A 22047-nucleotide genomic window follows, 5' to 3' on the forward strand; every position below is an offset into this window, starting at 1 on the left:
TGTTTAAGACTGCGGTTGTTCAGATTTTGCCTGCGCGGCATCGTCTGCACTCACTTCCTGCGGCGTCACCTGCGCACCGGCTTTGGCACGTTGAATACCGGTGGTAATCACTTTATCGCCTTCCTTCAGGCCAGCCGTTACCAGCCATTTGTCGCCGATAGCTTGATCCGTCGTCAGATTACGGGATTCCACTTTATTATCTGCGCCAACAACCATTGCCGTGGCCTGGCCCGTTGGCGTACGGGTCACCGCCTGCTGTGGCACTAACAGCGCCGCAGGGTTGGTGCCTTCTTCCAGACGTGCACGCACAAACATGCCGGGCAGTAAAGCGTGATCCGGGTTCGGGAATACCGCACGCAGCGTAATGGAGCCGGTCGTTTCATCAACGGTGACATCAGAGAATTCTAATGTTCCGCTCTGAGCATATTCGCTACCATTTTGCATCAGCAGCTTAACCTGAGCTTTGCCGTCAGCCTGCTGCAGCTTGCCAGAGTTCAGCTCTTCACGCAGACGTGTGAAATCTTCACTGGATTGGGTCACGTCAACGTAAATAGGATCGAGCTGCTGAACTGTGGCCAGAGCAGTGGTCTGAGCGTTCTGCACCAGTGCACCTTCTGTGACGGAAGATTTACCGATGCGGCCGCTGATAGGCGAGGTCACTTTGGTATAAGCAAGGTTGATACGAGCCGTTTCAACGCTGGCCTTCGCCACCTGAACTGCGGCGGCAGTCTGGCTTTGCGTGGAAATAGCGTTGTCATAGTCTTGCTGGCTGATGTACTTAGTACCCAGCAGCGGCTTATAGCGCTTCACGGTCAATGCCGCGATCTGTGCGTTAGCCTGAGCCTGTGCTAAATCCCCTTTGGCGCTGTCGTAAGCGGCCTGATAAGTGGCCGGATCGATCTGATAAAGCGATTGTCCCGCTTTAATATCGCTGCCTTCCACAAAATTACGCTTCAGGATAATGCCTGAAACCTGAGGGCGAACTTCGGCAACGCGGTACGAGGATGTACGGCCCGGAAGATCGGTAGTAATTTTTAGCGGAGCGCTCTTCAGGGTGACGACACCGACCTCGGGGGCTTTCTGCTCACCGCCCTGTTGCGCATCTTTATTATCACATCCTGTTAGCACTAAGCTGCCTGAAAGCATCAGAACGGCCGCCAGAGGCGTTAACCCTCTGTTTTTGTTCATAAATAAACCTCGAGTGTCCGATATCGATTGTTCAATGGATCACAAACCCATAAACCCATTGCTGCGTTTAAATTATGGTCGTGCTATGTTACATACATTCGCAAATGTATGTAAGTCTACCCTGATTGTAAAAGTCACCCTATGGCACGAAAAACCAAACAGCAGGCGTTAGAAACGCGAAATCACATCCTTGACGCGGCGATTGCAAGGTTTTCCGAGCATGGCGTAGCTAAAACTTCGCTGGCCGATATTGCAACGGCGGCTGGCGTAACGCGTGGCGCAATTTACTGGCATTTCAAAAACAAAACTGATTTGCTCAATGAAATCTGGGCCCAGTCAGAAAGTGGACTGGAAAACTTAGAGCTTGAGTATCAATTAAAACACCCATCTGATCCACTCTCCGTCATGCGCGCCATGCTAACGTATGTGCTTGAAGCCACTGTACACGACGCTCGCCGACGTTCACTTATGGAAATTATTTTTCATAAGTGCGAGTTTGTCGGCGAAATGACCACTTTACAGATGATGCAGCAAACGCTGTATCTGGAGTGCTACGAGAAGATCGAAGATGTCCTGCGCCAGTGTATGGCCGCAGGGCAGCTACCCGAAAACCTGGATACCCGACGCACGGCAGTTGTCATGCGGGGATATATCACGGGGATTATGGAAAACTGGCTGTTTATGCCGGAAAGCTTCGATCTGGCCGCCGACGCAACGCAACTGGTCGAGGTGCTGATTGATATGCTCAGGCATAGCCTGGCGCTGCGCCTGCCGGCAAATTAACGGTTTGCTTCATCGTCCGGTGCAGCGGACACCTTTTTTTCAAAGTCTCGCTGCACAATAGCCAGCGCATTGAGAACGGTTTGGGGAGCAATCTGGTTTTCTTCCAGCAGCATAATCAAATCCACAGCCAGCCTGACCTCTTCAGGCGCGGTGTCCAGTGACATATTCTTTCTCCTTTTTGTATAAAGCCAGCCCGGTTAAATACGCAGTTTCTTGATCACTAACACCATCAGCAATGAGCCCGCCAGCGCAATCAGTAAGGCTCGGGGATCGCTTTGCGCCAGGGTTCCGTAGTTGAAAAAGGCAGCAATATAGCCCCCGATTAATGCCCCAACGATGGCCAGCACCAGCGTGGGGATCAAACCGCCTGGCCGTCCGGGAAAAAAGCGCCGGGTCAAAAAGCCGGTCAATATCCCGATGATTATCCACGAAAGAAGTCCCATCCGTTGCCTCCAGTCAGCATTATTCAGCAAGTATAGCAAGGTTGCTCCGGTCGATTAGGCGTCCCCTTACTGCTCGCGTTTTTCTATTGCACGCTCAATACGTTTTAGCGCTTGCAGACAGCGTTGTAACCGTCCTTCCAACGCCGCAATTTCTCGCTGTAGGGTCTGCTGCTGTGCTAACGTCTGCTGCGCGCCAAGCTGGCTTTCACGATCGGCGATCATTGATTTAAGCCGGCGTTCATAATCCTGATGTTTCGCCAGCTTTTCGTATAAATTCTCCTGTTGTGGCTCCTCGCGCGTTTCGGCCGTGCGAAGTTTCAGCGTCGCCAGCTCCCGTTGCAGCGCGCTTATTTGCAGCACGACGCGTTCTGCCATCCAGGCGACCCGTTCGGTACGCTGGCCGTTTACGCTTTGTTTTAGCAGCGTGAAACTGTGCTGAACTTCCTGCAAATAATCGCCAAGGCGGGTGCTGTGACTGCGAAAAAGTTGATCGTCAAAGCGAGCTTTGGGCGTACGTTTATTCGTATGGGGAGCAACGGCCTGAGCCAGCTCTTCAAGCTTTTCTTCCAGCTGCTGAAGCAGGTGGGCACTTTTCATGGTGTTCTCTCCGGTGAATGCACCGTTTATACTACGTGTTCAGCAAAAGAAAAGGGCATCTATGCAACGTATCCTCTTACTGATAGCGGGCTGGCTGGCGATGGGGCTGGCAACGCTGGGCATTATTTTGCCTTTATTGCCCACTACGCCATTTCTGCTGCTGGCCGCGTGGTGTTTTGCTCGTTCCTCGCCGAGATTTCACGACTGGTTGCTGAACCGGTCGATCTTTGGGCGTTATCTGCGTCACTGGCAACAGTATCGGGCCGTGCCGCCCGGAACAAAAGGGCGGGCAATAACGATAACGCTGATCACCTTTGCTGTTTCGCTTTGGCTGGTTAAAATTATTTGGGTGCGACTGTTATTAATTTGTATGCTCGGTGTACTCATTCTCTTTATGTTACGGTTGCCGGTCATTGATGAAGGGCAACAAAAACCGTGAATTTGCTTCCAGCGGTTGCAATTGTCGGACGGTTTGCATAGATTTGGTCGTTTTCGTGCGCGGCTTCCCCCAGACACTCCTGTTTTGCTCTGCTAATTTGTCTGCAAGAGCACCGAAGCTGCGCGAGTCAGATTTGTATTTACCAGGCACAACATTATGACCGCAACTGCGCAGCAGCTTGAATTTCTTAAAAACAGTATCAAAAGCATTGAGGATTACCCTAAGCCGGGCATTCTGTTCCGTGACGTGACCAGCTTACTGGAAGATCCGCAGGCCTATGCGCTTAGCATTGAACTGTTAGTTGAACGCTACCGTAATGCGGGTATCACGAAAGTCGTGGGTACTGAAGCACGTGGTTTCCTGTTCGGTGCCCCGGTCGCTTTAGGTCTGGGTGTCGGTTTTGTTCCCGTGCGTAAACCGGGCAAACTTCCACGCAAGACCTATACCGAAAGCTACGAGCTGGAATATGGCACCGACAGTCTGGAACTGCACTGTGATGCGATTGGCCCGGGCGATATTGTGCTGGTGGTGGACGATCTGCTGGCAACGGGCGGAACTATCGAAGCGACGGCCAAACTGATCCGCCGTGCGGGTGGTGAAGTGAAGGATGCGGCTTTTATCATCAACCTGTTCGATCTGAGTGGCGAGTCGCGCCTGAACGCGCTGGGTATTAACTGCTACAGCCTGGTTAACTTCCCGGGCCACTAAGACGATGCGGCAAGCGGGCATCCGCTCATCTTGCCGGACGATAAAACCCCACGTTCTGACGTGGGGTTTTTGTTTTATCAGAACTTAATATTTACCGAGACGGCAACAGCCTGGCTCGTTTCATGTGCCGATTTTTGCACATCGTAATGAAGCCCGTAGCTCATATTCTCTTTCTGCACCTGTAGTCCTGTCCTGGCGCTGAAGGCAGAGCGGTCGGCAAGGCGTGATTCGCTCCAGGCCGAACCCTTAACGCCCGCCATCGTCACCCTTGTTCCGTTTGTCGTGTCGCCTGTGGTGACAATATAAGCGAGATCCAGCGCCGGTTTGAGGGTATAGCCCGACGCCGTTTTAAACTCCTTACTGAACATCACGCCGAGCGGCATTGACCACAGGGAAGCCGAGCTGTCACCATTTTTGAACAGGGATTTACCGTTACTCATTGCATCAAAACTGCGGTTTTTCAATAAAGTATAACGCAGGCCAATATGGGGAATGATGTCGGCATAAGGGCTCTCAACGCTATACTCAGCGGTCAGCCCGCCACTCAGAATGGTTGATTTAGTCTCTCCTGACAGTTTTGTATAAGGCGTCGCTGCCGACAGGGACTGCTTCATATCGTGACTGACACGTGAATAGTTAACATCAGCGATTAAGTTCCAGTTGTTATTCAGCCAGCTGCCATAAAGCGACGCTCCCCAGAAATCGAGATCGTCCTTCACTGGATACACATTTCCGGAAGAGTTGCCTTTTCCTTTACCGATGTTCAGTGCGCCGCCGGTTTTCAGAATGGCGTCTTCTTTTGTGATTAACGTGTCTTCTGCGCCCACAAAAACGCCCGCAAGCCAGGTGTCTGTTTTGGCGTTGAAACCGCCAGAGCTATAGCCTTTTAGCGTGCTGTCGCTGTAGAGCAGGGACGTCCACAGATTGAACCCTTCCTCCAGCGGCGTGCCCTTAAAGAAATGCTCTCCCTGCGACAGATGCTGTGAAATGGCTTTGGTGGTTGCCGACATCACCTGGAAACTGCTCCCCGCGACGTTAGCGATAGAAGCAAAGTTAATTGCCGACTCGACAAGGCGGGCCGCCGTATCTGTATCGCTAACGGTTTGTACATCCATCGCCTGCGACACAAACTGCTGTGCTGCGTTGTCGGAGGTGGTGTCCACGCCAATCTGCGTGGTCATGGCTCGGAGTAATTTCACCGAACGGCCAGAAATTTTTGGTGCTGTAGTGCTGAGATCGGCGTTATCCAGCGTCAGCAGCGTGCTGCCCGCTGCGGAAGAAGCCGTCGCAGTGAGCAGGCGGCTGGTGGTGCTGATTTGGCTTTGAGCCCATGTGGGAGCCGTTTGGGTGGTTATCGCCGATCCTGTTACCGCAGTAAAACTTTCTCCTGCGCTAACGCCCTCATTGGTCAGCACCAGCAGTTGTGCACCGCTATCAATTTGTGCACTCCCCATTGCCAGCGCGGCATTACCGGAATCAATCCAGGATTTGGCCGTCAGCACGGTGAGCGACGAAGCCCCCAACCCTTGAGTAGCAGCCTCTCCACCGACACGCCAGCTCAGATCGCTGCTGGAAAGGTCGAGCGTAGTGTCGCCGCTCAGTACCAGCGTGCCGTTATAATTCACCTGCTGGGTCTGCTGTAAAAGAGCAACGCTTTCCTGCCAGTTATCAGCATTCAGTTCAGTGGAGCCAAAAATCGCCGTGCCGTCATCGCTAACAATAAAGGTTCCAAGATTGGCCTCCAGGGCTTTACTGGCGAACAGCCCACCGCTCAGGATGACACTGCCGTTATTCAATTCAGTGCTGCTAACCTGAAACGACCCGCCGCTTTGACGATATTGATTTTCTTCTGCTGAGGTCGTGCCGGCTAAAGCGCTCCAGACGGTAGCTGCGCCGATGGTCAGCGCGCCGCCGGTAAAAGCGCCGCCCCGAATGTCGAGCGTGCCTGCGGCACCGGTTCCGGCATTTTTCGCGTAAGCGCTGCTGTTCAGCGTGCCATCATGACTGCCATTTTGTCCGCCCAGCTGTATTTCTGTGCCAATTTGCCCGCTGCCGTTTGTAAAAATGGCGGTTCCGCTGCCACCGTTACCGGCACTGCCGCCGTTGCCTGAGCGTCCACGGACGCCATTATTTACGCCGCCATCGCCCGCATCGCCGCCGCTACCGCCCAGGACCAATGCACCGCTGTTATTGATAACACCGCTGTTGAATTGCAGCGTTCCCTCTGCACCGTCCGAGCCGTTGCCGCCATTACCGGCTGAAGCGCTGCCCAGCAAATTCCCCCCGGTGCCGCCATTACCGCCGTTGCCACCAATCTGTAAGCCGGAGGTTAAGGTCAGCGTACTGTTTTCCACCGTCAGCACGCCCGTTCCCGCAGCACCCGCATCCCCCGCCTGACCGCCCTGACCGCCAGCTGCACCTTTACCGCCTGCGGCAAGCGAATCAGCCGTGCCTGCCTTGCCGTTGGCACCGCTGTTGCCGCCAGTACCACCGTTTGCGCCATCCGCACCGATCGCCAGCGACTGTACGGTCAGCACGCTGTTATTCAGCGTTAGCGAACCTTGTGCGCCGTCGCCGCCTCTGGCTCCCTGGCCGCCTTTGCCTCCTGCGCCGCCGTTGCCGCCCTGGCCGCTGTCGCCCGCTTCTCCAGTGATATTGCTGGCAGAGGTTTGACCTGCATCGCCCCCTGAGCCGCCATTGCCACCATTGCCGCCGTTTGAACCCGCGCCCGCAGCGCCGCCAATGGTCAGGGCGCTTTTGACGGAGAGCGTGGTGTTATTCAGCGTCAGACTACCGCTACCGCCGTTCCCACCCTGCGCGCCATTGCCCCCATTCCCCGCTTTTCCCCCCGTACCGCCTTGACCACCGGAACCCGGAAAACCGCCAGCGGCCTGTACGCCCGCGACGCCTGCGTTGCCACCGCTGTTGCCTTTACCACCGTCTCCGCCAGCTCCTCCCTCTTCGCCGTTGCTGGCAATGCCGCCACTGCCGCCGAGGGTCATGGTGGTGGTGGAAAAGTTGCTTTGATTAATGGTCAAATCGCCAATGCCGCCCGTCGCGCCGTTGCCGCCGCTGCCGCCATTTGACCCATTCCCCCCTGTGCCGCCGTCACCGCCGTCACCGCCATCGCCACCGATGCCGGTTATACCACCGCTGCCGCCATTGCCGCCTTTTCCGCCATCCCCGCCGGTTGTACCGGCAGAGCTTTCGCCAGGCGTGCCGCCTGCGCCGCCGTCTCCGCCAATTTGCAACAGGCCCACCTGGCCTTTGACGTTACGAATAGTGGCTGTCGTACTGGCTCCTTCGGTAGCGGCAGATCCGTCGGTGCCAGCCGTCCCATTCGCACCGCTGCCGCCCGAGGCACCGCTGTTGCCATTGCCACCGTTGCCGTTACCTGAAGCATTCGCGCCGTTGCTACCGTTACCGCCATTGCTTGCCGCGCCTGCCTGGCTGCCTGAACTGCCGTTGCCGCCGCTACCGCCAGGCGTGCCAATATTAATATCCTCGCTGGCCTGGGCAATATTTAAACCTGCAAACGTTGGCAGGGTAATAATCGCCAGTATATTTATTGCCTTGATGATCCTTTGGTTTTTTATACGTACAGGAATGGGGGGTAAAGCATGTTTATCCTTACTGTTCATTTTTATATTCCATTATTTTTTAACAAGGTTTTAGGTTTGTACTAAAGCGTTTATAGATAATAATTACCTAAAAACAGGTGCTTATATTTTTTTTGAGGTCGTACTCTTCTTTGGCGCTTTTCTTCCTCTTTTTTTGTTGAATCAATGAGGGGAATGAATGTGTCACTCTTCATTAAATACCCAGCTTTTTTGGCGGTAAATCCATTTCAGGTTGAAAAGTTGAAAATTAAGAATATTGGCCTGGCATTTACTCTTAGTGCTGAATAAAAATCTGATGCGGCGGAGGCAATGTTTTTTCTGAAAAGCGGCAAAAATGATTATCGGCTGGTTATCCCGGCAGCATTTGGCGTACCGTTTTGCTCAAAGTGATAGGAATGGCATCCGACGTGCTGGTACACTGTCGGGGTATTTTGCAAAGAGGCTAAACCGCGATCCAACGGTGTTTAGATGAATTATTCCATATAAATCAATGATGAAGTATTAATGAGCTATCAGGTACTGGCCCGCAAGTGGCGTCCTCAAGCGTTTACTGATGTTGTTGGTCAGGAGCATGTTCTGACCGCACTGGCTAACGGTTTGTCTCTTGGCCGCATCCATCACGCTTATCTTTTTTCTGGCACCCGAGGTGTCGGAAAGACCACCATTGCCCGCCTGTTGGCGAAAGGACTCAACTGCGAAACCGGCATCACCGCCACCCCCTGTGGCCAATGCGATAACTGTCGTGAGATCGAACAGGGACGCTTTGTCGATCTGATCGAGATTGATGCAGCCTCACGTACCAAAGTAGAGGATACGCGCGATCTGCTGGATAACGTGCAGTACGCGCCTGCGCGGGGTCGTTTTAAGGTTTACCTGATTGATGAAGTTCATATGCTCTCGCGGCACAGCTTTAATGCGTTGTTAAAAACGCTGGAAGAGCCGCCGGAACACGTCAAATTCCTGCTGGCAACGACCGATCCCCAGAAGCTGCCGGTGACGATCCTCTCGCGTTGTCTGCAGTTTCATCTGAAAGCGCTGGATGTGGGCCAGATCCGCGGGCAGCTGGAACATGTGCTGCAACAAGAACAGATAGAATCGGAAACGCGCGCCTTACAGCTGCTTGCCCGGGCAGCGGATGGCAGCATGCGCGATGCCCTCAGCCTGACCGATCAGGCTATTGCCATGGGGCAGGGGCAGATAACCACGGCAACGGTCAACAGCATGCTCGGCACGCTGGATGATGAGCAGCCGCTGGCGCTGGTGGAAGCGCTGGTGAATGCCGAAGGCGAGCAGGTCATGTCGTTGCTCGATCAGGCTGCCTCCAGAGGCGTTGAATGGGAAGCGCTGCTGGTAGAGATGCTGACGTTGTTGCACCGCGTGGCGATGATCCAGCTGCTTCCTTCCGCCCTGGGCGAGGATTTTGCCATCGTGGAGCAGCGCTTGCGTGAGCTGGCTCGCCTTCTGCCGCCCGCTGATGTGCAGCTTTACTATCAGACTCTGCTCACCGGACGAAAAGAGCTGCCGCTGGCACCGGATCGTCGTATGGGCGTGGAAATGACGCTGCTGCGTGCGCTGGCTTTTCATCCTAAACAGGTGATTGCCGAACCGGTCGCCCGACCGGTAATGACGCCGCAGGCGCAGCCCGTGCAGGAAAAACCGGCCGAGCCGCCAGCAGGCTCAGCGCCGCCGCATACGGTGCAGCCTGCCGCTCATCTGCCCGACACCACCAGCCAGCTTCTGCAGGCGCGAACACAGTTAATGCGCCAGCAGGGAGCGACCAAACCAAAAAAGAGTGAGCCGGCGGCGCAAAGTGCGCGGCCGGCAAGTTCGGCACTGGAGCGGCTGGCTTCAGTTACCGAGCGTGCTCAGAAGCGGCAGCCTGCCGCTGAATCTGACGCGCCGGTAAAAAAAGAGGCCTACCGCTGGAAGGCCCAGGTTCAGGAGGTCAAGGCGGAACCGGTTGCCACGCCAAAAGCCTTGCGTACGGCGCTGGAGCATGAGAAAACCCCCGAACTGATGGCAAAGTTGGCAAGCGAAGCGCAGCTGCGTGACGAATGGGCTGGCGAAATAGCCGGGCTGACGTTGCCGAAGCTGGTCCAGCAGCTGGCATTAAATGCCTGGAAAGAACAGACGGAAAACGGCGTGACGCTGCATCTGCGTTCCAGCCAGCGGCACCTGAACTCGCCGTCGGCCCAGAAAGTGTTGAGTGAAGCATTAAGCAGTGCTGCGGGGCAGCCGGTTGAACTCACGCTAATTGAAGACGATAATCCAGCAGTGCTAACGCCGCTGGAATGGCGGCAGAAAATTTACGAAGAGAAACTGGCGCAGGCGCGTCAGTCGATAATCGCGGATACTCATATTCAGACACTGCGTCGCTTCTTTGATGCGGACGTGGATGAAGAGAGCATTCGCCCCCTTTGAAACGCTGTAGCACGGCTACGGCCCTTCTTAAGAGAGAAAACTATGTTTGGAAAAGGCGGACTGGGTAACCTGATGAAACAGGCCCAGCAGATGCAGGACAAAATGGCGCAGGTGCAGGAAGAGATCGCCGCCATGGAAGTAACCGGTGAATCAGGCGCAGGCCTGGTTAAAGTTACCATCAACGGTGCGCACAACTGCCGCCGTGTGGAAGTCGATCCAAGCCTGCTGGAAGATGACAAAGACATGCTGGAAGATCTGGTTGCTGCCGCGTTTAACGACGCAGCTCGCCGCGTAGCGGAAGCGCAGAAAGAGAAGATGGCTGGCGTGTCTAACGGCATGCAGCTGCCACCTGGCTTCAAGATGCCGTTCTGATGCAGACCAGCCCGCTCCTTGAAAGCCTGATGGAGTCGCTGCGCTGTTTGCCGGGCGTTGGGCCGAAGTCGGCGCAGCGCATGGCGTTTCAGCTGTTACAGCGCGATCGCAGCGGTGGAATGCGCCTGGCTCAGGCACTGACTCGCGCCATGTCTGAGATTGGGCACTGTGCAGACTGCCGGACCTTTACCGAGCAGGAAATCTGCACCATCTGCGCCAATCCACGTCGGCAGCAGACCGGCCTGATCTGCGTGGTTGAAAGCCCGGCTGATATTCACGCTATTGAGCAAACCGGGCAGTTTGCCGGTCGCTACTTTGTGCTGATGGGCCACCTTTCGCCGCTGGACGGTATTGGTCCTGCTGACATCGGCCTGGACCGGCTGGAACAACGGCTGGAAAAGGAAACGATTCAGGAAGTGATCCTGGCGACCAATCCAACGGTGGAAGGAGAGGCAACGGCCAACTATATCGCCGAGCTGTGCGGGCAATATGGCGTTGACGCCAGCCGCATTGCGCACGGCGTGCCGGTTGGCGGTGAGCTGGAAATGGTCGATGGCACCACGCTGTCGCACTCTCTGGCCGGGCGTCACAAGATTATATTTTAGTCAGTCAACGGCACGATCCGTCGTGCCGTCTTGAAATCTCCGCAGGCATCCCCATCTTACTCTCAACGTAAACCCCCTGTTTAGTTGAGGTAGCAATGACCATGAAAGGACAAGAGACGCGTGGCTTCCAGTCAGAGGTAAAACAGCTTCTGCACCTGATGATCCATTCCCTCTATTCAAATAAAGAAATTTTCCTGCGCGAACTGATTTCCAACGCTTCCGATGCTGCTGATAAGCTGCGCTTCCGCGCGCTGTCTTCGCCGGATCTGTATCAGGGCGACGGCGATCTGCGCGTACGGGTTTCTGTTGATAAGGAAAATCGCACCCTGACGCTGAGCGATAACGGTATCGGGATGACGCGAGACGAAGTCATTGAAAATCTGGGCACCATTGCCAAGTCGGGCACCAAATCGTTCCTGGAATCACTGGGATCCGATCAGGCGAAAGACAGCCAGCTGATCGGTCAGTTCGGCGTCGGTTTCTATTCTGCGTTCATCGTGGCGGACAACGTTTCCGTGCGTACTCGTGCAGCGGGGGCCAGCGCTGACGAAGGCGTGTTCTGGGAATCCATGGGTGAAGGCGAATACACCATTGCCGATATCACCAAAGAGGATCGCGGCACCGAAATCACCCTGCATCTGCGCGAAGGCGAAGATGAGTTCCTGGATGCCTGGCGCGTGCGCAGCATCATCAGCAAATACTCCGATCACATTGCCCTGCCTGTCGAAATTGAAGAACACAATGAAGAAGACGACAGCAAAAATTGGGAAAAGATCAACAAAGCACAGGCGCTGTGGACGCGTAATAAAGCTGACATCAGCGACGAAGAATATAAAGAATTCTACAAGCACGTTTCCCATGATTTTGCCGATCCGCTGACCTGGAGCCACAACCGTGTGGAAGGTAAGCAGGAGTACACCAGCCTGCTGTACATCCCGTCTCAGGCGCCATGGGACATGTGGAACCGCGATCATAAGCACGGCCTGAAGCTGTACGTGCAGCGCGTGTTTATTATGGATGATGCCGAGCAGTTCATGCCGAACTACCTGCGTTTTGTCCGGGGCCTGATCGATTCCAGCGATCTGCCGCTGAACGTGTCCCGTGAGATCTTGCAGGACAGCCGCATCACTCAGAATCTGCGTAACGCATTGAGCAAACGCGCATTGCAGATGCTGGAAAAAGTGGCGAAGGATGACGAAGAGCAGTATCAGAAATTCTGGCAGCAGTTCGGTTTGGTGCTGAAAGAAGGCCCGGCAGAAGACAGCGCTAATAAAGAGACCATTGCTAAACTGCTGCGCTTTGCCTCCACCAGCAGCGAAGGGTCGGCGCAGACCGTTTCACTGGAAGATTACGTCAGCCGCATGGTGGAAGGGCAGGAGAAAATTTACTACATCACTGCCGACAGCTATGCCGCCGCGAAGAGCAGCCCGCACCTGGAACTGTTCCGCAAGAAAGGCATTGAAGTGCTGCTGCTTTCCGACCGCATCGACGAATGGATGATGAGCTACCTGACCGAGTTTGACGGCAAAACCTTCCAGTCTGTCAGCAAGGCGGATGAAGCGCTGAGCAAGCTGGCCGACGAAGAAAGCGAAGAGCAGAAGGAAGCCGAAAAGGCACTGGAGCCGTTTGTTGAACGCGTGAAAACATTGCTGGGCGACCGCGTGAAGGAAGTGCGTCTGACGCATCGCCTGACCGATACGCCAGCCATTGTCACCACGGAAGCGAACGACATGAGCACCCAAATGGCGAAGCTGTTTGCGGCAGCGGGCCAGGACGTGCCGGAAGTGAAATACCTGTTTGAGCTGAACCCTGACCATGCGCTGGTTAAACGCGTAGCGGACACAACCGACGAGGCTCGCTTTGCTGAGTGGGTTGAGCTGCTGCTGGATCAGGCGATGTTTGCTGAACGCGGCACGCTGGAAGATCCTAACCAGTTTATCCGTCGGATGAACCAGCTGCTGCTGGCTTAATCGCTAACGCAGGTTCAATCGACAAAGGGAGCATTTTGCTCCCTTTGTCATCTCTCGCTACCAGCGTCGCGAAAGCTGGCGTCCTGATGAATGACGCTTATGTAGCACATAGTCTGAAAACGCTCACTTTCAGCCGGTATGGCGGCTAAGTGACCCGGGCGACGGCAATCATGCGGCACGCCCTGAGTTTCATCGCATTATCAATCCGTTACGTCTTGCCCGCCAATCCTGCTCTTTTTCTGCGATGAGTGACCGCGTCTGCCTCGCGGTAGAGGACGAATTTTTTGGATTAAAAACTTTCTATTCAGTCGGTTATCATCGGCGCACTGATTGTGGTAACGATAATCGGACAGCGGCTTTATGCTCGCTGTCGAGCGTCTACGGCATGCCGTGGGGCAGCAGGTTAACCGCCGGGTTCCTTGTGGATAAAGGGCCATGATGGTATGTTCTTGCCCTACATAACTTGATCATTTAAGCGATTCGCAAGGGGATTTACGCAATGCGTATTATTCTGCTCGGTGCACCGGGTGCAGGTAAAGGAACTCAGGCTCAGTTCATTATGGAGAAATACGGTATTCCGCAGATCTCTACGGGCGACATGCTGCGTGCAGCGGTAAAAGCTGGCAGCGAGCTGGGCAAGCAGGCGAAAGAGTTGATGGATGCCGGTAAGCTGGTGACTGACGAGCTGGTTATCGCGCTGGTAAAAGAGCGTATCGCGCAGGAAGATTGCCGTAACGGTTTCCTGCTGGACGGTTTCCCGCGCACTATTCCTCAGGCTGATGCCATGAAGGAAGCCGGTATCAAAATTGATAACGTGCTGGAGTTCGCCGTACCGGACGAGCTGATTATCGACCGCATCGTGGGTCGTCGTGTTCATGCGCCATCTGGCCGCGTTTATCACGTAAAATTCAATCCACCGAAAGTGGAAGGCAAAGATGATGTGACCGGCGAAGAGCTGACCACGCGTAAAGACGATCAGGAAGAGACCGTGCGTAAGCGCCTGGTAGAATATCATCAGATGACCGCGCCGCTGATTGCTTACTACAGCAAAGAAGCGGAAGCCGGTAACACCGCTTACCACAAAATTGACGGCACCCGTAAAGTGTCTGAAGTCAGCGCCGAGCTGGAAAAAATCTTCGGTTAAGTCCCGCAGGGCCAGCTAAACCTGGCCCTACTACAGCAATTGGTTTCCCCTCCCCGATTTTCCGCTAGAATAAGTCTCGTTTTCATCACCTGAAATGCCCAGAGAAGGAATAACAATGAGGCAAGATAAACCTGGCGTACTGCTGGTGAACCTTGGGACACCTGACGCGCCAACCACGCCTGCTGTTAAACGCTACCTGAAACAGTTCCTTGGCGATAAACGCGTCGTGGATACACCACGCTGGTTGTGGTGGCCGATTTTGAATGGTGCAATCCTGCCGATTCGCTCACCGCGGGTCGCTAAACTGTACGCGTCAGTGTGGATGGACGAAGGTTCACCGCTGATGGTTTACAGCAAACGTCAGCGCAACGCGCTGGCTGCCCGACTGGATATGCCGGTTGAGCTGGGCATGAGCTACGGCAATCCCAGCCTGAAAAGCGCGCTCGACAGCCTGATGGCGCAGGGCGTCACGCGGCTGATCGTACTGCCTCTCTATCCGCAGTTTTCCTGCTCGACCGTTGCAGCGGTATGGGATGGCATCACCGAGGTTTTCGCCGGTTATCGCAGCCTGCCATCAGTACAGTTTATTCGTGATTACGCAGAGCATCCGGCCTATATCGCCGCACTGAAAGACTCTGTGGAACGTTCGTTTGCTAAACACGGCAAGCCCGATCTGCTGGTTATGTCCTTCCACGGTATTCCTCAGCGCTTCGCCAATGAAGGCGATGACTATCCACTGCGCTGCCGCGATACCGCTGATGCGCTGATGGCGGCAATGGGACTGACCAGCCAGAATGCGATGCTGACGTTCCAGTCGCGTTTCGGTCGTGAGCCGTGGCTGATGCCCTATACCGACGAGACGATGAAATCGCTGCCGGCGAAAGGCATTAAGCATGTGCAGGTGATGAGCCCGGGGTTCTCTGCCGACTGTCTGGAAACGCTGGAAGAGATTAGCGAGGAGAACGGCGAGATCTTCATGCACGCTGGCGGTACCAGGTTTGAATATATTCCTGCCCTGAATGACGATGCCTTACACATCGACATGATGGTGGAGCTGGTCAACAGCCAGCGCGGATAACCGCATTCAGGGATGTGGGCAGTCAGCCACATCCCTGTTATCATTCCCCGCCTGTTCCCCTTCCTGAAGTCAGCAACATGAAATTTCCCGGCAAACGCAAATCCAAACACTATTTTCCCGTCAGCGCTCGCGATCCGCTGCTGCAGCAGGCACAGCCAGAAAGCGAAACGGCAACCAGTTGGATTGCTGGCATCGACCAGACCATGGTTGATATTGAAGCGAAGGTGGATGATGCGTTTATCGCTCGCTACGGCCTGAGCGCCGGACATTCGCTGGTGATTGAGGATGACGTTGCCGAAGCTTTATATGATGAGCTGACGAAGAACAATTTGATTACTCATCAGTTTGCTGGCGGCACCATCGGCAATACGCTGCACAACTACTCGGTGCTGGCCGATGACCGGTCGGTGCTGCTGGGCGTGATGTGTCGGAATGTGCAGATTGGCAGCTATGCCTATCGCTATCTGTGCAACACCTCCAGCCGTACCGATCTTAACTATCTGCATGGCGTGGATGGCGCGATTGGCCGTTGCTTTACGCTAATTGGTGAACATGGCGAGCGTACCTTTGCGATCAGCCCAGGCATGATGAACCTGCTGACCAAAGAAGCCATCCCGGAAGAGGTGATCGCCGGTGCGTCTGCACTGTTGCTGACTTCTTACCTGATCCGCTGTAAGCCCGGCGAGCCGATTGCTGATGCCACGATGCAGGCAATTACCTGGGCGAAAAAGCACAATGTTCCGGTAGTGTTGACGCTTGGTACCAAATATGTGATTGGCGACAATCCGCAGTTTTGGCGGGATTTCCTGCGCGATCACGTGTCAATCGTGGCGATGAACGAGGAAGAGGGCGAAGCGCTTACCGGCCTGAGCGACCCGTTGCAGGCGGCGAATATGGCGCTGGACTGGGTGGATTTAGTTCTGTGTACGGCGGGACCGAACGGCTTGTACATGGCCGGCTTCACCGAAGAAGAGGGTAAACGCAAAACGCAGCATCCGCTGTTGCCAGGCGCAATCCCGGAATTCAACCAGTACGAATTCAGTCGCGCGATGCGTCATCAGGATTGTCAGCAGCCGCTACGTATTTTCTCGCATATCGCGCCTTATATGGGCGGGCCGGAGAAGATTATGAACACCAACGGCGCAGGCGATGGTGCGCTGGCTGCTGTGCTGCATGATATTACTGCCAACGATTACCATCGCCAGAACGTGCCTAATTCCAGCAAGCACGGTCGTAACTATCTGACCTACTCTTCACTGGCTCAGGTTTGCAAATATGCTAACCGCGTGAGTTATCAGGTTCTCAACCAGCACTCGCCGCGTTTGACGCGAGGCCTGCCAGAGCGTGAAGACAGCCTGGAAGAGTCATACTGGGAAAGATAGCAGCAAGTCCGCTTTGGTCTAAAGCGGACTCGCCTGCGGCGCTGCGTGCAGATCGGTCTGCATCAGAGTAAGCATGCTGTTAGCAATTTCACGCTCGCCCATCACCACCCGGTTTGCCCCGCGCTCAATAATGTAGTTCACTTCATCGTCGTGATGAGCGCGGGCAATAATGTCGATGGTAGGGCGCTTTTCCCTGGCGGCGGTGACAATTTCACCCGCCTCATAACCATTCGGAATGGTCAGCAGCAGCCAGCGCGCGCAGTCGAGACGTGCCAGATCCATGGTATCCGCACGGGCGGCATTGCCTAACACCGCGCTGATGCCTTGCTCTCTTAGCGCTTCCACGCGTGAACGGCTGTTTTCTACCACAACGACTGGAACGCCGCTTTCGATTAAATTGCGTCCCAGCAGGCTGCCAACACGGCCAAATCCGACCACGATCGCATGATTACAGAGCTCTACCGGGATCTGTTTTTCTTCTTCCATCGCTTCTTCTACGGTTTGATCGTCGATGGTTTCGGTCTTGTCGAGATAGCGTTGCAGCAACGCAAAAAGAATCGGGTTAAGCATAATCGACAGGATCGCACCGGCCAGCACCAGATTACGCCCCTCGTTGGACAGCAGATTAAGGGAGATGCCCAAGCCCGCCAGGATAAAGGCGAACTCACCAATCTGCGCGAGACTAACGGAAATTGTCAGCGCGGTACGCCGCGAATGACCAAACAGCAGCACCAGCAGCAGTGCGGCAAGTGATTTACCCAACACGATAATTGCCAGTACCCCCAGCACGGCCAGCGGCTTATCAAGCAGGATCATCGGGTCGAACAGCATGCCGACCGACACAAAAAACAGCACTGCAAAGGCGTCTCGTAACGGCAGCGTGTCATGTGCGGCACGATGGCTGAGTTCCGATTCGTTCAGCACCATGCCGGCAAAGAACGCGCCCAGCGCAAATGAAACGTCAAAGAATTCCACCGCGCCAAAGGCGATGCCCAGCGCCAATGCCAGAACGGCAAGCGTAAACAGTTCACGGGAGCCGGTCGCGGCGCTGCGTGCCAGAATCCACGGCACTGCACGACGGCCTACCACCATCATCAGCACCATAAAGGCCACCACTTTGCCAATGGTCAGCAGCAGATCCCACAGCAGCATACTGACGCTGGCATTGCCTTCTTCGAACATACCCGCAATGGCAGGCAACAGGACCAGCGCTAATACCATCACCAAATCTTCCACAATCAGCCAGCCAATCGCTATCTGACCGCGCTGGCTGTCAATCAGCTGGCGTTCTTCTAACGCACGTAGCAAGACCACGGTGCTGGCGGTAGAGAGACAAAGCCCGAACACCAGTCCGTTTAGCCACGGCCAGCCCATAGCCAGCGCAAGCCCGGTTCCTAACAACGTGGCGGCGGCAATCTGTGCGACCGCGCCGGGGATCGCAATAGCCTTCACGGCCATCAAATCCTTCAGTGAAAAATGCAGGCCCACGCCGAACATCAGCAGAATTACCCCTAATTCCGCCAGTTCAGGAGCAAGGTTCGTGTCGGCCACAAAACCGGGAGTAAAAGGGCCAGCCAGCACGCCAGCAAGAAGATAACCGACCAGGGGAGAGATACGCAGCTTATGAGCGAGCATGCCAAGGAAAAAAGCGAGAACAAGACCGCCAACAACGGTGGTGATAAGCGGGGTAGTATGATGCATGCCTCTCTCCTGTGTGTAAATGTGTCCGGTTGTAAGTTTTAAGTGTATGGCATAATTAACGGGTTCGCCTGAAATATTGGGATGGAATAGTAAAAAAAAAGAGGTCATGGCTTAAAATGAGACGTAAGCGAGATTTCTGTGAGTTATCGCTTTTCCATGTTGATTTATTGCAGAGATATCAGCTTAGTGATTGCAATTATCTTTGTTACATTGCTGTGATTTATGCGCTTACCACAGGCAATTAGGGCCGCAAGATATAAAAATCATAGCTAAGCCTGATTTTAACCTGCATCTATTCCTTATTACCTTACCCTCGCCGGGTAACAACAGCCCGCTTGCTATTCGGCTGGCCTGTAGTAAATTTGACCCTCGCCCAATGGCGCCAAACAAGGAGATTCAACGTGCTTAAAGTGAAGAAAAAATCGCTGATATTAATGCTGGCATTGCTCAGCACCCCTCTGATGGCGCAGGCATGGGTTAAAGACCGAGTCTATAAATTCACTGTGTTACACACCAACGATCACCATGGACGCTTTTGGCAGAACGATCGTGATGAATATGGCCTGGCCGCGCAAAAAACCATGATGGACCAGATCCGTTATGACGTGCAGGCTCACGGCGGCGCAGTACTGATCCTCTCGGGCGGCGACATTAATACTGGCGTACCTGAATCAGACTTACAGGATGCCGAGCCTGACTTTCGCGGCATGAACCTGATTGGTTACGATGCCATGGCAATCGGCAATCATGAGTTTGATAATCCGTTATCTGTTCTTCGGCAGCAGCAAAAATGGGCTAAATTCCCGCTGCTTTCCGCCAATATTTACCAGAAAAGCACCGGCAAACGCCTGTTTCAACCCTATGCGCTGTTCAACCGCATGGGGTTGAAAATCGCGGTCATTGGTTTGACCACCGACGACACGGCAAAAATCGGCAATCCGGAATACTTTAACGATATCGTTTTCCATAAACCGGCGACGGAAGCGAAAGCGGTGGTGGAAGAACTGCGGCAGAAAGAGAAACCCGACGTGGTCATCGCCGCCACCCATATGGGGCATTATGACAACGGCAACCATGGTTCAAATGCGCCAGGCGATGTAGAAATGGCGCGTGAATTGCCCGCTGGCTATCTGGATATGATCGTGGGCGGCCACTCGCAGGATCCGGTCTGTATGGCGAAAGAAAACGTTAAACAGGTGGATTACGTGCCGGGAACGCCTTGCCAGCCAGACCAACAGAATGGAACCTGGATAGTGCAGGCGCACGAGTGGGGTAAATATATTGGCCGTGCGGACTTCACTTTCCTGAACGGTAAACTGACGCTGCAACATTACGAGCTGGTGCCAATAAACTTACGTCATAAGATCGCTAATGCCGACGGCAGCAGCAGCTGGGTGAATTACACGCAGGAAATTGCCAAAAACCCGGCGATGATGAAATTGCTCACGCCTTTCCAGAAAAAAGGTGAAGCGCAGCTTGGGATTAATATCGGCAGCGTTAACGGACATTTGGAAGGCGATCGTAGCAAGGTTCGTTTTGTACAAACCAACCTGGCGCGGCTGATCCTTAGCGCGCAGATAGAGCGGGCTGGCGCCGATTTTGCGGTGATGAGCGGCGGCGGCGTGCGCGACTCCATTGAAGCCGGGAAAATTACCTATAAAGACGTGCTGAAAGTTCAGCCGTTCGGTAATACGTTGACCTATGTCGATATGAAAGGCAGCGAGGTAGCGGAGTACCTGGCGGTTGTGGCGAACAAGCAGGTGGATTCGGGCGCTTATGCACAATTTGCCAATGTCAGCCTGACAGCCGACGGTAAAGGCGTCAGTGAAATTAAAATCAAAGGCGAACCGCTACAGCCCGGGAAGACTTACCGTATGGCGACGCTGAGTTTTAACGCGTTGGGAGGCGACGGCTATCCAACGGTGAATCAGCTACCGGGCTATGTGAATACCGGTTTTGTGGATGCTGAGGTATTGAAACAGTACATTCAGAAACATTCGCCGCTCGATGCTGCCGCTTATGCGCCAAAAGGTGAAATCATTTACCAACAAACGCCGGTCGGGCAGCAAAAAACGGCGGAAGAATCTGAGCCGTCGACGCTGCATAAAATATGGCGCATGGTCAAAATGGAAACGGCTATGCGCTAGCAGAACAAAAACACCGCCTTGCTGGCGGTGTTTTTTCTATCGTGCATTAAGCTCACAGGCTTTGCGGCGCAGCCATTTCTCACGCAGCGTATCCCAGATCCAGTTATAGGCGACGGTATAAGGCAGGAAAAACAGGAAGAAACCCACTTCCACTAAAAAAGCCTGCCACAGTGAAACGGCCAGCATCCCGGCGGCAATCGGTAAGCCAATGCCGATAAAACCACCTTCAAAACCTAACGCGTGAACAATGCGCAGTGGCAATCTACGAGGGATGTCGGAGCGGGGGAACAGGCGGTCAAAGCCTGCGTTGTAAATCACGTTCCAGATCATCGCCACGGTAGAAAGCATAATGGCCAGCGTGCCCATCTGAAACAGCGGCTTCGCCATCACCCAGGCAGCAAGAGGCGAGACCAGCAGAATTGCCAACGCTTCAAAGCCTACGGCATGGAAAATACGTTCTTTCAACGTGCGGGTATGCATAACAGCTCCTCAATTAATAAGCTGCTATTTTCCCGGCCTGGTTTGATAAGATAAAGTGAGAACCCATCTAAAAAAGCGATACTTCTGTGCGTTATTCTCCCGAATCTTTGCTGGCGTTTGTACAGACAGTGGAATGCGGCTCTTTTTCCGCCGCGGCACGCGTGCTGCGAAAAAGTCAGTCCACAATCAGCACCGCCGTCGCCAACCTGGAAACCGATCTTGGTTTCACCTTATTTAACCGGGAGGCGCGTTCTCCTGTATTAACGGAAAATGGCAGGCGGGCGCTGGCGCAGGTCAGAGAGATCCTGGCGGCCAGTGCGCAGCTGGACGAACTGGCTGTGCGTTTGGCAGGGGAAGTCGAGCCTTGTCTGAGCATGGCCATTTCCGATTTCTGGCAGGCGGACTATCACGAATCTCTACTGAAGCGATTTGCTGCCCGCTATCCGCAGATCGAATTTGAATGCATGATCGCCGAAGATGCGGATGTGATCGAACTGCTTCAGGCGGGGAGGGCACATATTGGCGTAATCCGCGTTCAGTCTGGCTATCCTGCTGAGATCGCGACCTCACGATTGCAGGTTGAGGTGCAAATGGCGATCTATCTGCATCAGGATCATTTCCTGGCACAGCAGCCACGGGTTGACGAAGCCGAACTGAAAACCGTGCGGCAGCTCAGCCTCAATACCTGGATTGAAAAGGGGCGTTACCCGCCAGGAAAGGGCGTCTGGTCAGCGCCTTCTTATCTGTTGCTGCTGGAAATGGCCGAACAGGGCTTTGGCTGGTCTATTTTACCGCGCTGGCTGGTACAGCAGTTCGGTCATCAGGTGCTGCGTGAGCTGCCGGTCAGCGGCTGGCCGCAAAAAATTTCCGTCGATGCGGCCTGGTCCCGGCATACACCGCCGGGGCCGGCGGGGCGCTGGATGGTCGATCAGCTGCTAATGCAAACCAACGACTAAAATCGCGGGTGGG

Annotated in this window: 19 protein-coding genes and 1 other annotated feature; of the genes, 12 read left to right on the plus strand and 7 right to left on the minus strand. The window is 54.4% G+C overall.

What is annotated here, in order from left to right; genetic code table 11:
* Positions 1–3: 3 nt before the first annotated feature.
* Complete coding sequence (locus AAGQ96_RS05475) at positions 4–1188, minus strand: efflux RND transporter periplasmic adaptor subunit (protein WP_147195845.1); 1185 nt, start codon at positions 1186–1188, stop codon at positions 4–6.
* Between the two features lie 141 nt (positions 1189–1329).
* On the opposite strand from AAGQ96_RS05475, the gene acrR reads away from it, so the two are divergent.
* Complete coding sequence (gene acrR / locus AAGQ96_RS05480) at positions 1330–1971, plus strand: multidrug efflux transporter transcriptional repressor AcrR (protein WP_147195847.1); 642 nt, start codon at positions 1330–1332, stop codon at positions 1969–1971.
* Here the strand turns inward: acrR and rsmS are convergent.
* The 3 genes from rsmS to AAGQ96_RS05495 form a co-directional block, all read right to left on the minus strand.
* The gene (rsmS, locus tag AAGQ96_RS05485; protein WP_342755031.1) at positions 1968–2135 is read right to left on the minus strand and encodes a pleiotropic regulatory protein RsmS; all 168 of its coding nucleotides are present in this window, start codon (positions 2133–2135) and stop codon (positions 1968–1970) included. The two genes, acrR and rsmS, sit on opposite strands and share 4 nt — an antisense overlap.
* A 33-nt stretch (positions 2136–2168) precedes the next feature.
* On the minus strand, positions 2169–2414 hold the full coding sequence (locus AAGQ96_RS05490) for a hypothetical protein (RefSeq protein WP_147195851.1): 246 nt from the start codon (positions 2412–2414) through the stop codon (positions 2169–2171).
* A gap of 66 nt (positions 2415–2480) precedes the next feature.
* Positions 2481–3011, minus strand: coding sequence for a primosomal replication protein (locus AAGQ96_RS05495; protein WP_147195853.1), 531 nt, complete (start codon positions 3009–3011; stop codon positions 2481–2483).
* Positions 3012–3072: 61 nt separating this feature from the next.
* Here AAGQ96_RS05495 and AAGQ96_RS05500 point away from each other — a divergent pair, with 61 nt between their 5' ends.
* Positions 3073–3450 (plus strand): DUF454 family protein, encoded by a 378-nt coding sequence (locus AAGQ96_RS05500; protein WP_147195855.1) that lies wholly within the window; start codon positions 3073–3075, stop codon positions 3448–3450.
* Positions 3451–3606: 156 nt separating this feature from the next.
* Complete coding sequence (gene apt, locus AAGQ96_RS05505) at positions 3607–4158, plus strand: adenine phosphoribosyltransferase (RefSeq protein WP_147195857.1); 552 nt, start codon at positions 3607–3609, stop codon at positions 4156–4158.
* Positions 4159–4235: 77 nt separating this feature from the next.
* Here the strand turns inward: apt and AAGQ96_RS05510 are convergent, their stop codons facing one another.
* The gene (locus AAGQ96_RS05510) at positions 4236–7799 is read right to left on the minus strand and encodes an autotransporter outer membrane beta-barrel domain-containing protein (protein ID WP_342755032.1); all 3564 of its coding nucleotides are present in this window, start codon (positions 7797–7799) and stop codon (positions 4236–4238) included.
* 483 nt (positions 7800–8282) lie between these two features.
* Here AAGQ96_RS05510 and dnaX point away from each other — a divergent pair, with 483 nt between their 5' ends.
* From dnaX to AAGQ96_RS05545, 7 genes are all read left to right on the plus strand, one after another.
* The gene (dnaX, locus tag AAGQ96_RS05515; RefSeq protein ID WP_342755033.1) at positions 8283–10199 is read left to right on the plus strand and encodes a DNA polymerase III subunit gamma/tau; all 1917 of its coding nucleotides are present in this window, start codon (positions 8283–8285) and stop codon (positions 10197–10199) included.
* Positions 9544–9605, plus strand: a sequence feature (DnaX frameshifting element). (Overlaps the previous gene by 62 nt.)
* Positions 10200–10241: 42 nt before the next feature.
* Positions 10242–10571: a YbaB/EbfC family nucleoid-associated protein gene (locus AAGQ96_RS05520; RefSeq protein ID WP_147195861.1), complete on the plus strand. Its 330-nt coding sequence runs from the start codon at positions 10242–10244 to the stop codon at positions 10569–10571.
* Complete coding sequence (gene recR, locus AAGQ96_RS05525) at positions 10571–11176, plus strand: recombination mediator RecR (protein ID WP_147195863.1); 606 nt, start codon at positions 10571–10573, stop codon at positions 11174–11176. Before AAGQ96_RS05520 ends, recR begins: the two co-directional genes overlap by 1 nt.
* 95 nt (positions 11177–11271) lie before the next feature.
* Positions 11272–13146, plus strand: coding sequence for a molecular chaperone HtpG (gene htpG / locus AAGQ96_RS05530; RefSeq protein WP_342755034.1), 1875 nt, complete (start codon positions 11272–11274; stop codon positions 13144–13146).
* A gap of 499 nt (positions 13147–13645) precedes the next feature.
* Positions 13646–14290, plus strand: coding sequence for an adenylate kinase (gene adk / locus AAGQ96_RS05535; protein WP_147195867.1), 645 nt, complete (start codon positions 13646–13648; stop codon positions 14288–14290).
* 115 nt (positions 14291–14405) lie between these two features.
* Positions 14406–15368, plus strand: coding sequence for a ferrochelatase (hemH, locus tag AAGQ96_RS05540; protein ID WP_342755035.1), 963 nt, complete (start codon positions 14406–14408; stop codon positions 15366–15368).
* Positions 15369–15445: 77 nt separating this feature from the next.
* On the plus strand, positions 15446–16750 hold the full coding sequence (locus AAGQ96_RS05545) for an inosine/guanosine kinase (protein ID WP_147195871.1): 1305 nt from the start codon (positions 15446–15448) through the stop codon (positions 16748–16750).
* Positions 16751–16768: 18 nt separating this feature from the next.
* Here AAGQ96_RS05545 and ybaL read toward each other — a convergent pair whose 3' ends face one another.
* A complete protein-coding gene (gene ybaL, locus AAGQ96_RS05550; protein WP_342755036.1) occupies positions 16769–18451 on the minus strand; it encodes a YbaL family putative K(+) efflux transporter in 1683 nt (560 codons plus the stop codon).
* A gap of 434 nt (positions 18452–18885) precedes the next feature.
* Here ybaL and ushA point away from each other — a divergent pair, with 434 nt between their 5' ends.
* On the plus strand, positions 18886–20598 hold the full coding sequence (ushA, locus tag AAGQ96_RS05555; protein WP_342755526.1) for a bifunctional UDP-sugar hydrolase/5'-nucleotidase UshA: 1713 nt from the start codon (positions 18886–18888) through the stop codon (positions 20596–20598).
* Positions 20599–20634: 36 nt separating this feature from the next.
* Here ushA and AAGQ96_RS05560 read toward each other — a convergent pair whose 3' ends face one another.
* A complete protein-coding gene (locus tag AAGQ96_RS05560; RefSeq protein ID WP_342755037.1) occupies positions 20635–21078 on the minus strand; it encodes a multidrug/biocide efflux PACE transporter in 444 nt (147 codons plus the stop codon).
* An 86-nt stretch (positions 21079–21164) separates the two neighbouring features.
* Between AAGQ96_RS05560 and AAGQ96_RS05565 the strand changes: the two genes are divergently transcribed.
* On the plus strand, positions 21165–22034 hold the full coding sequence (locus tag AAGQ96_RS05565; protein ID WP_342755038.1) for a LysR family transcriptional regulator: 870 nt from the start codon (positions 21165–21167) through the stop codon (positions 22032–22034).
* The last annotated feature ends 13 nt before the right edge of the window (positions 22035–22047 follow it).

Origin of the sequence: Pantoea sp. MBD-2R (assembly GCF_039134845.1) — a bacterium.
Taxonomy (GTDB): Bacteria; Pseudomonadota; Gammaproteobacteria; order Enterobacterales; family Enterobacteriaceae; genus Erwinia.

Coding starts and splice junctions, on each gene's coding strand:
- AAGQ96_RS05475 (WP_147195845.1), bottom strand. CDS start 1,188: ATGAACAAAAACAGAGGGTTAACGCCTCTGGCGGCCGTTCTGATGCTT.
- acrR (WP_147195847.1), top strand. CDS start 1,330: ATGGCACGAAAAACCAAACAGCAGGCGTTAGAAACGCGAAATCACATC.
- rsmS (WP_342755031.1), bottom strand. CDS start 2,135: ATGTCACTGGACACCGCGCCTGAAGAGGTCAGGCTGGCTGTGGATTTG.
- AAGQ96_RS05490 (WP_147195851.1), bottom strand. CDS start 2,414: ATGGGACTTCTTTCGTGGATAATCATCGGGATATTGACCGGCTTTTTG.
- AAGQ96_RS05495 (WP_147195853.1), bottom strand. CDS start 3,011: ATGAAAAGTGCCCACCTGCTTCAGCAGCTGGAAGAAAAGCTTGAAGAG.
- AAGQ96_RS05500 (WP_147195855.1), top strand. CDS start 3,073: ATGCAACGTATCCTCTTACTGATAGCGGGCTGGCTGGCGATGGGGCTG.
- apt (WP_147195857.1), top strand. CDS start 3,607: ATGACCGCAACTGCGCAGCAGCTTGAATTTCTTAAAAACAGTATCAAA.
- AAGQ96_RS05510 (WP_342755032.1), bottom strand. CDS start 7,799: ATGAACAGTAAGGATAAACATGCTTTACCCCCCATTCCTGTACGTATA.
- dnaX (WP_342755033.1), top strand. CDS start 8,283: ATGAGCTATCAGGTACTGGCCCGCAAGTGGCGTCCTCAAGCGTTTACT.
- AAGQ96_RS05520 (WP_147195861.1), top strand. CDS start 10,242: ATGTTTGGAAAAGGCGGACTGGGTAACCTGATGAAACAGGCCCAGCAG.
- recR (WP_147195863.1), top strand. CDS start 10,571: ATGCAGACCAGCCCGCTCCTTGAAAGCCTGATGGAGTCGCTGCGCTGT.
- htpG (WP_342755034.1), top strand. CDS start 11,272: ATGACCATGAAAGGACAAGAGACGCGTGGCTTCCAGTCAGAGGTAAAA.
- adk (WP_147195867.1), top strand. CDS start 13,646: ATGCGTATTATTCTGCTCGGTGCACCGGGTGCAGGTAAAGGAACTCAG.
- hemH (WP_342755035.1), top strand. CDS start 14,406: ATGAGGCAAGATAAACCTGGCGTACTGCTGGTGAACCTTGGGACACCT.
- AAGQ96_RS05545 (WP_147195871.1), top strand. CDS start 15,446: ATGAAATTTCCCGGCAAACGCAAATCCAAACACTATTTTCCCGTCAGC.
- ybaL (WP_342755036.1), bottom strand. CDS start 18,451: ATGCATCATACTACCCCGCTTATCACCACCGTTGTTGGCGGTCTTGTT.
- ushA (WP_342755526.1), top strand. CDS start 18,886: ATGCTGGCATTGCTCAGCACCCCTCTGATGGCGCAGGCATGGGTTAAA.
- AAGQ96_RS05560 (WP_342755037.1), bottom strand. CDS start 21,078: ATGCATACCCGCACGTTGAAAGAACGTATTTTCCATGCCGTAGGCTTT.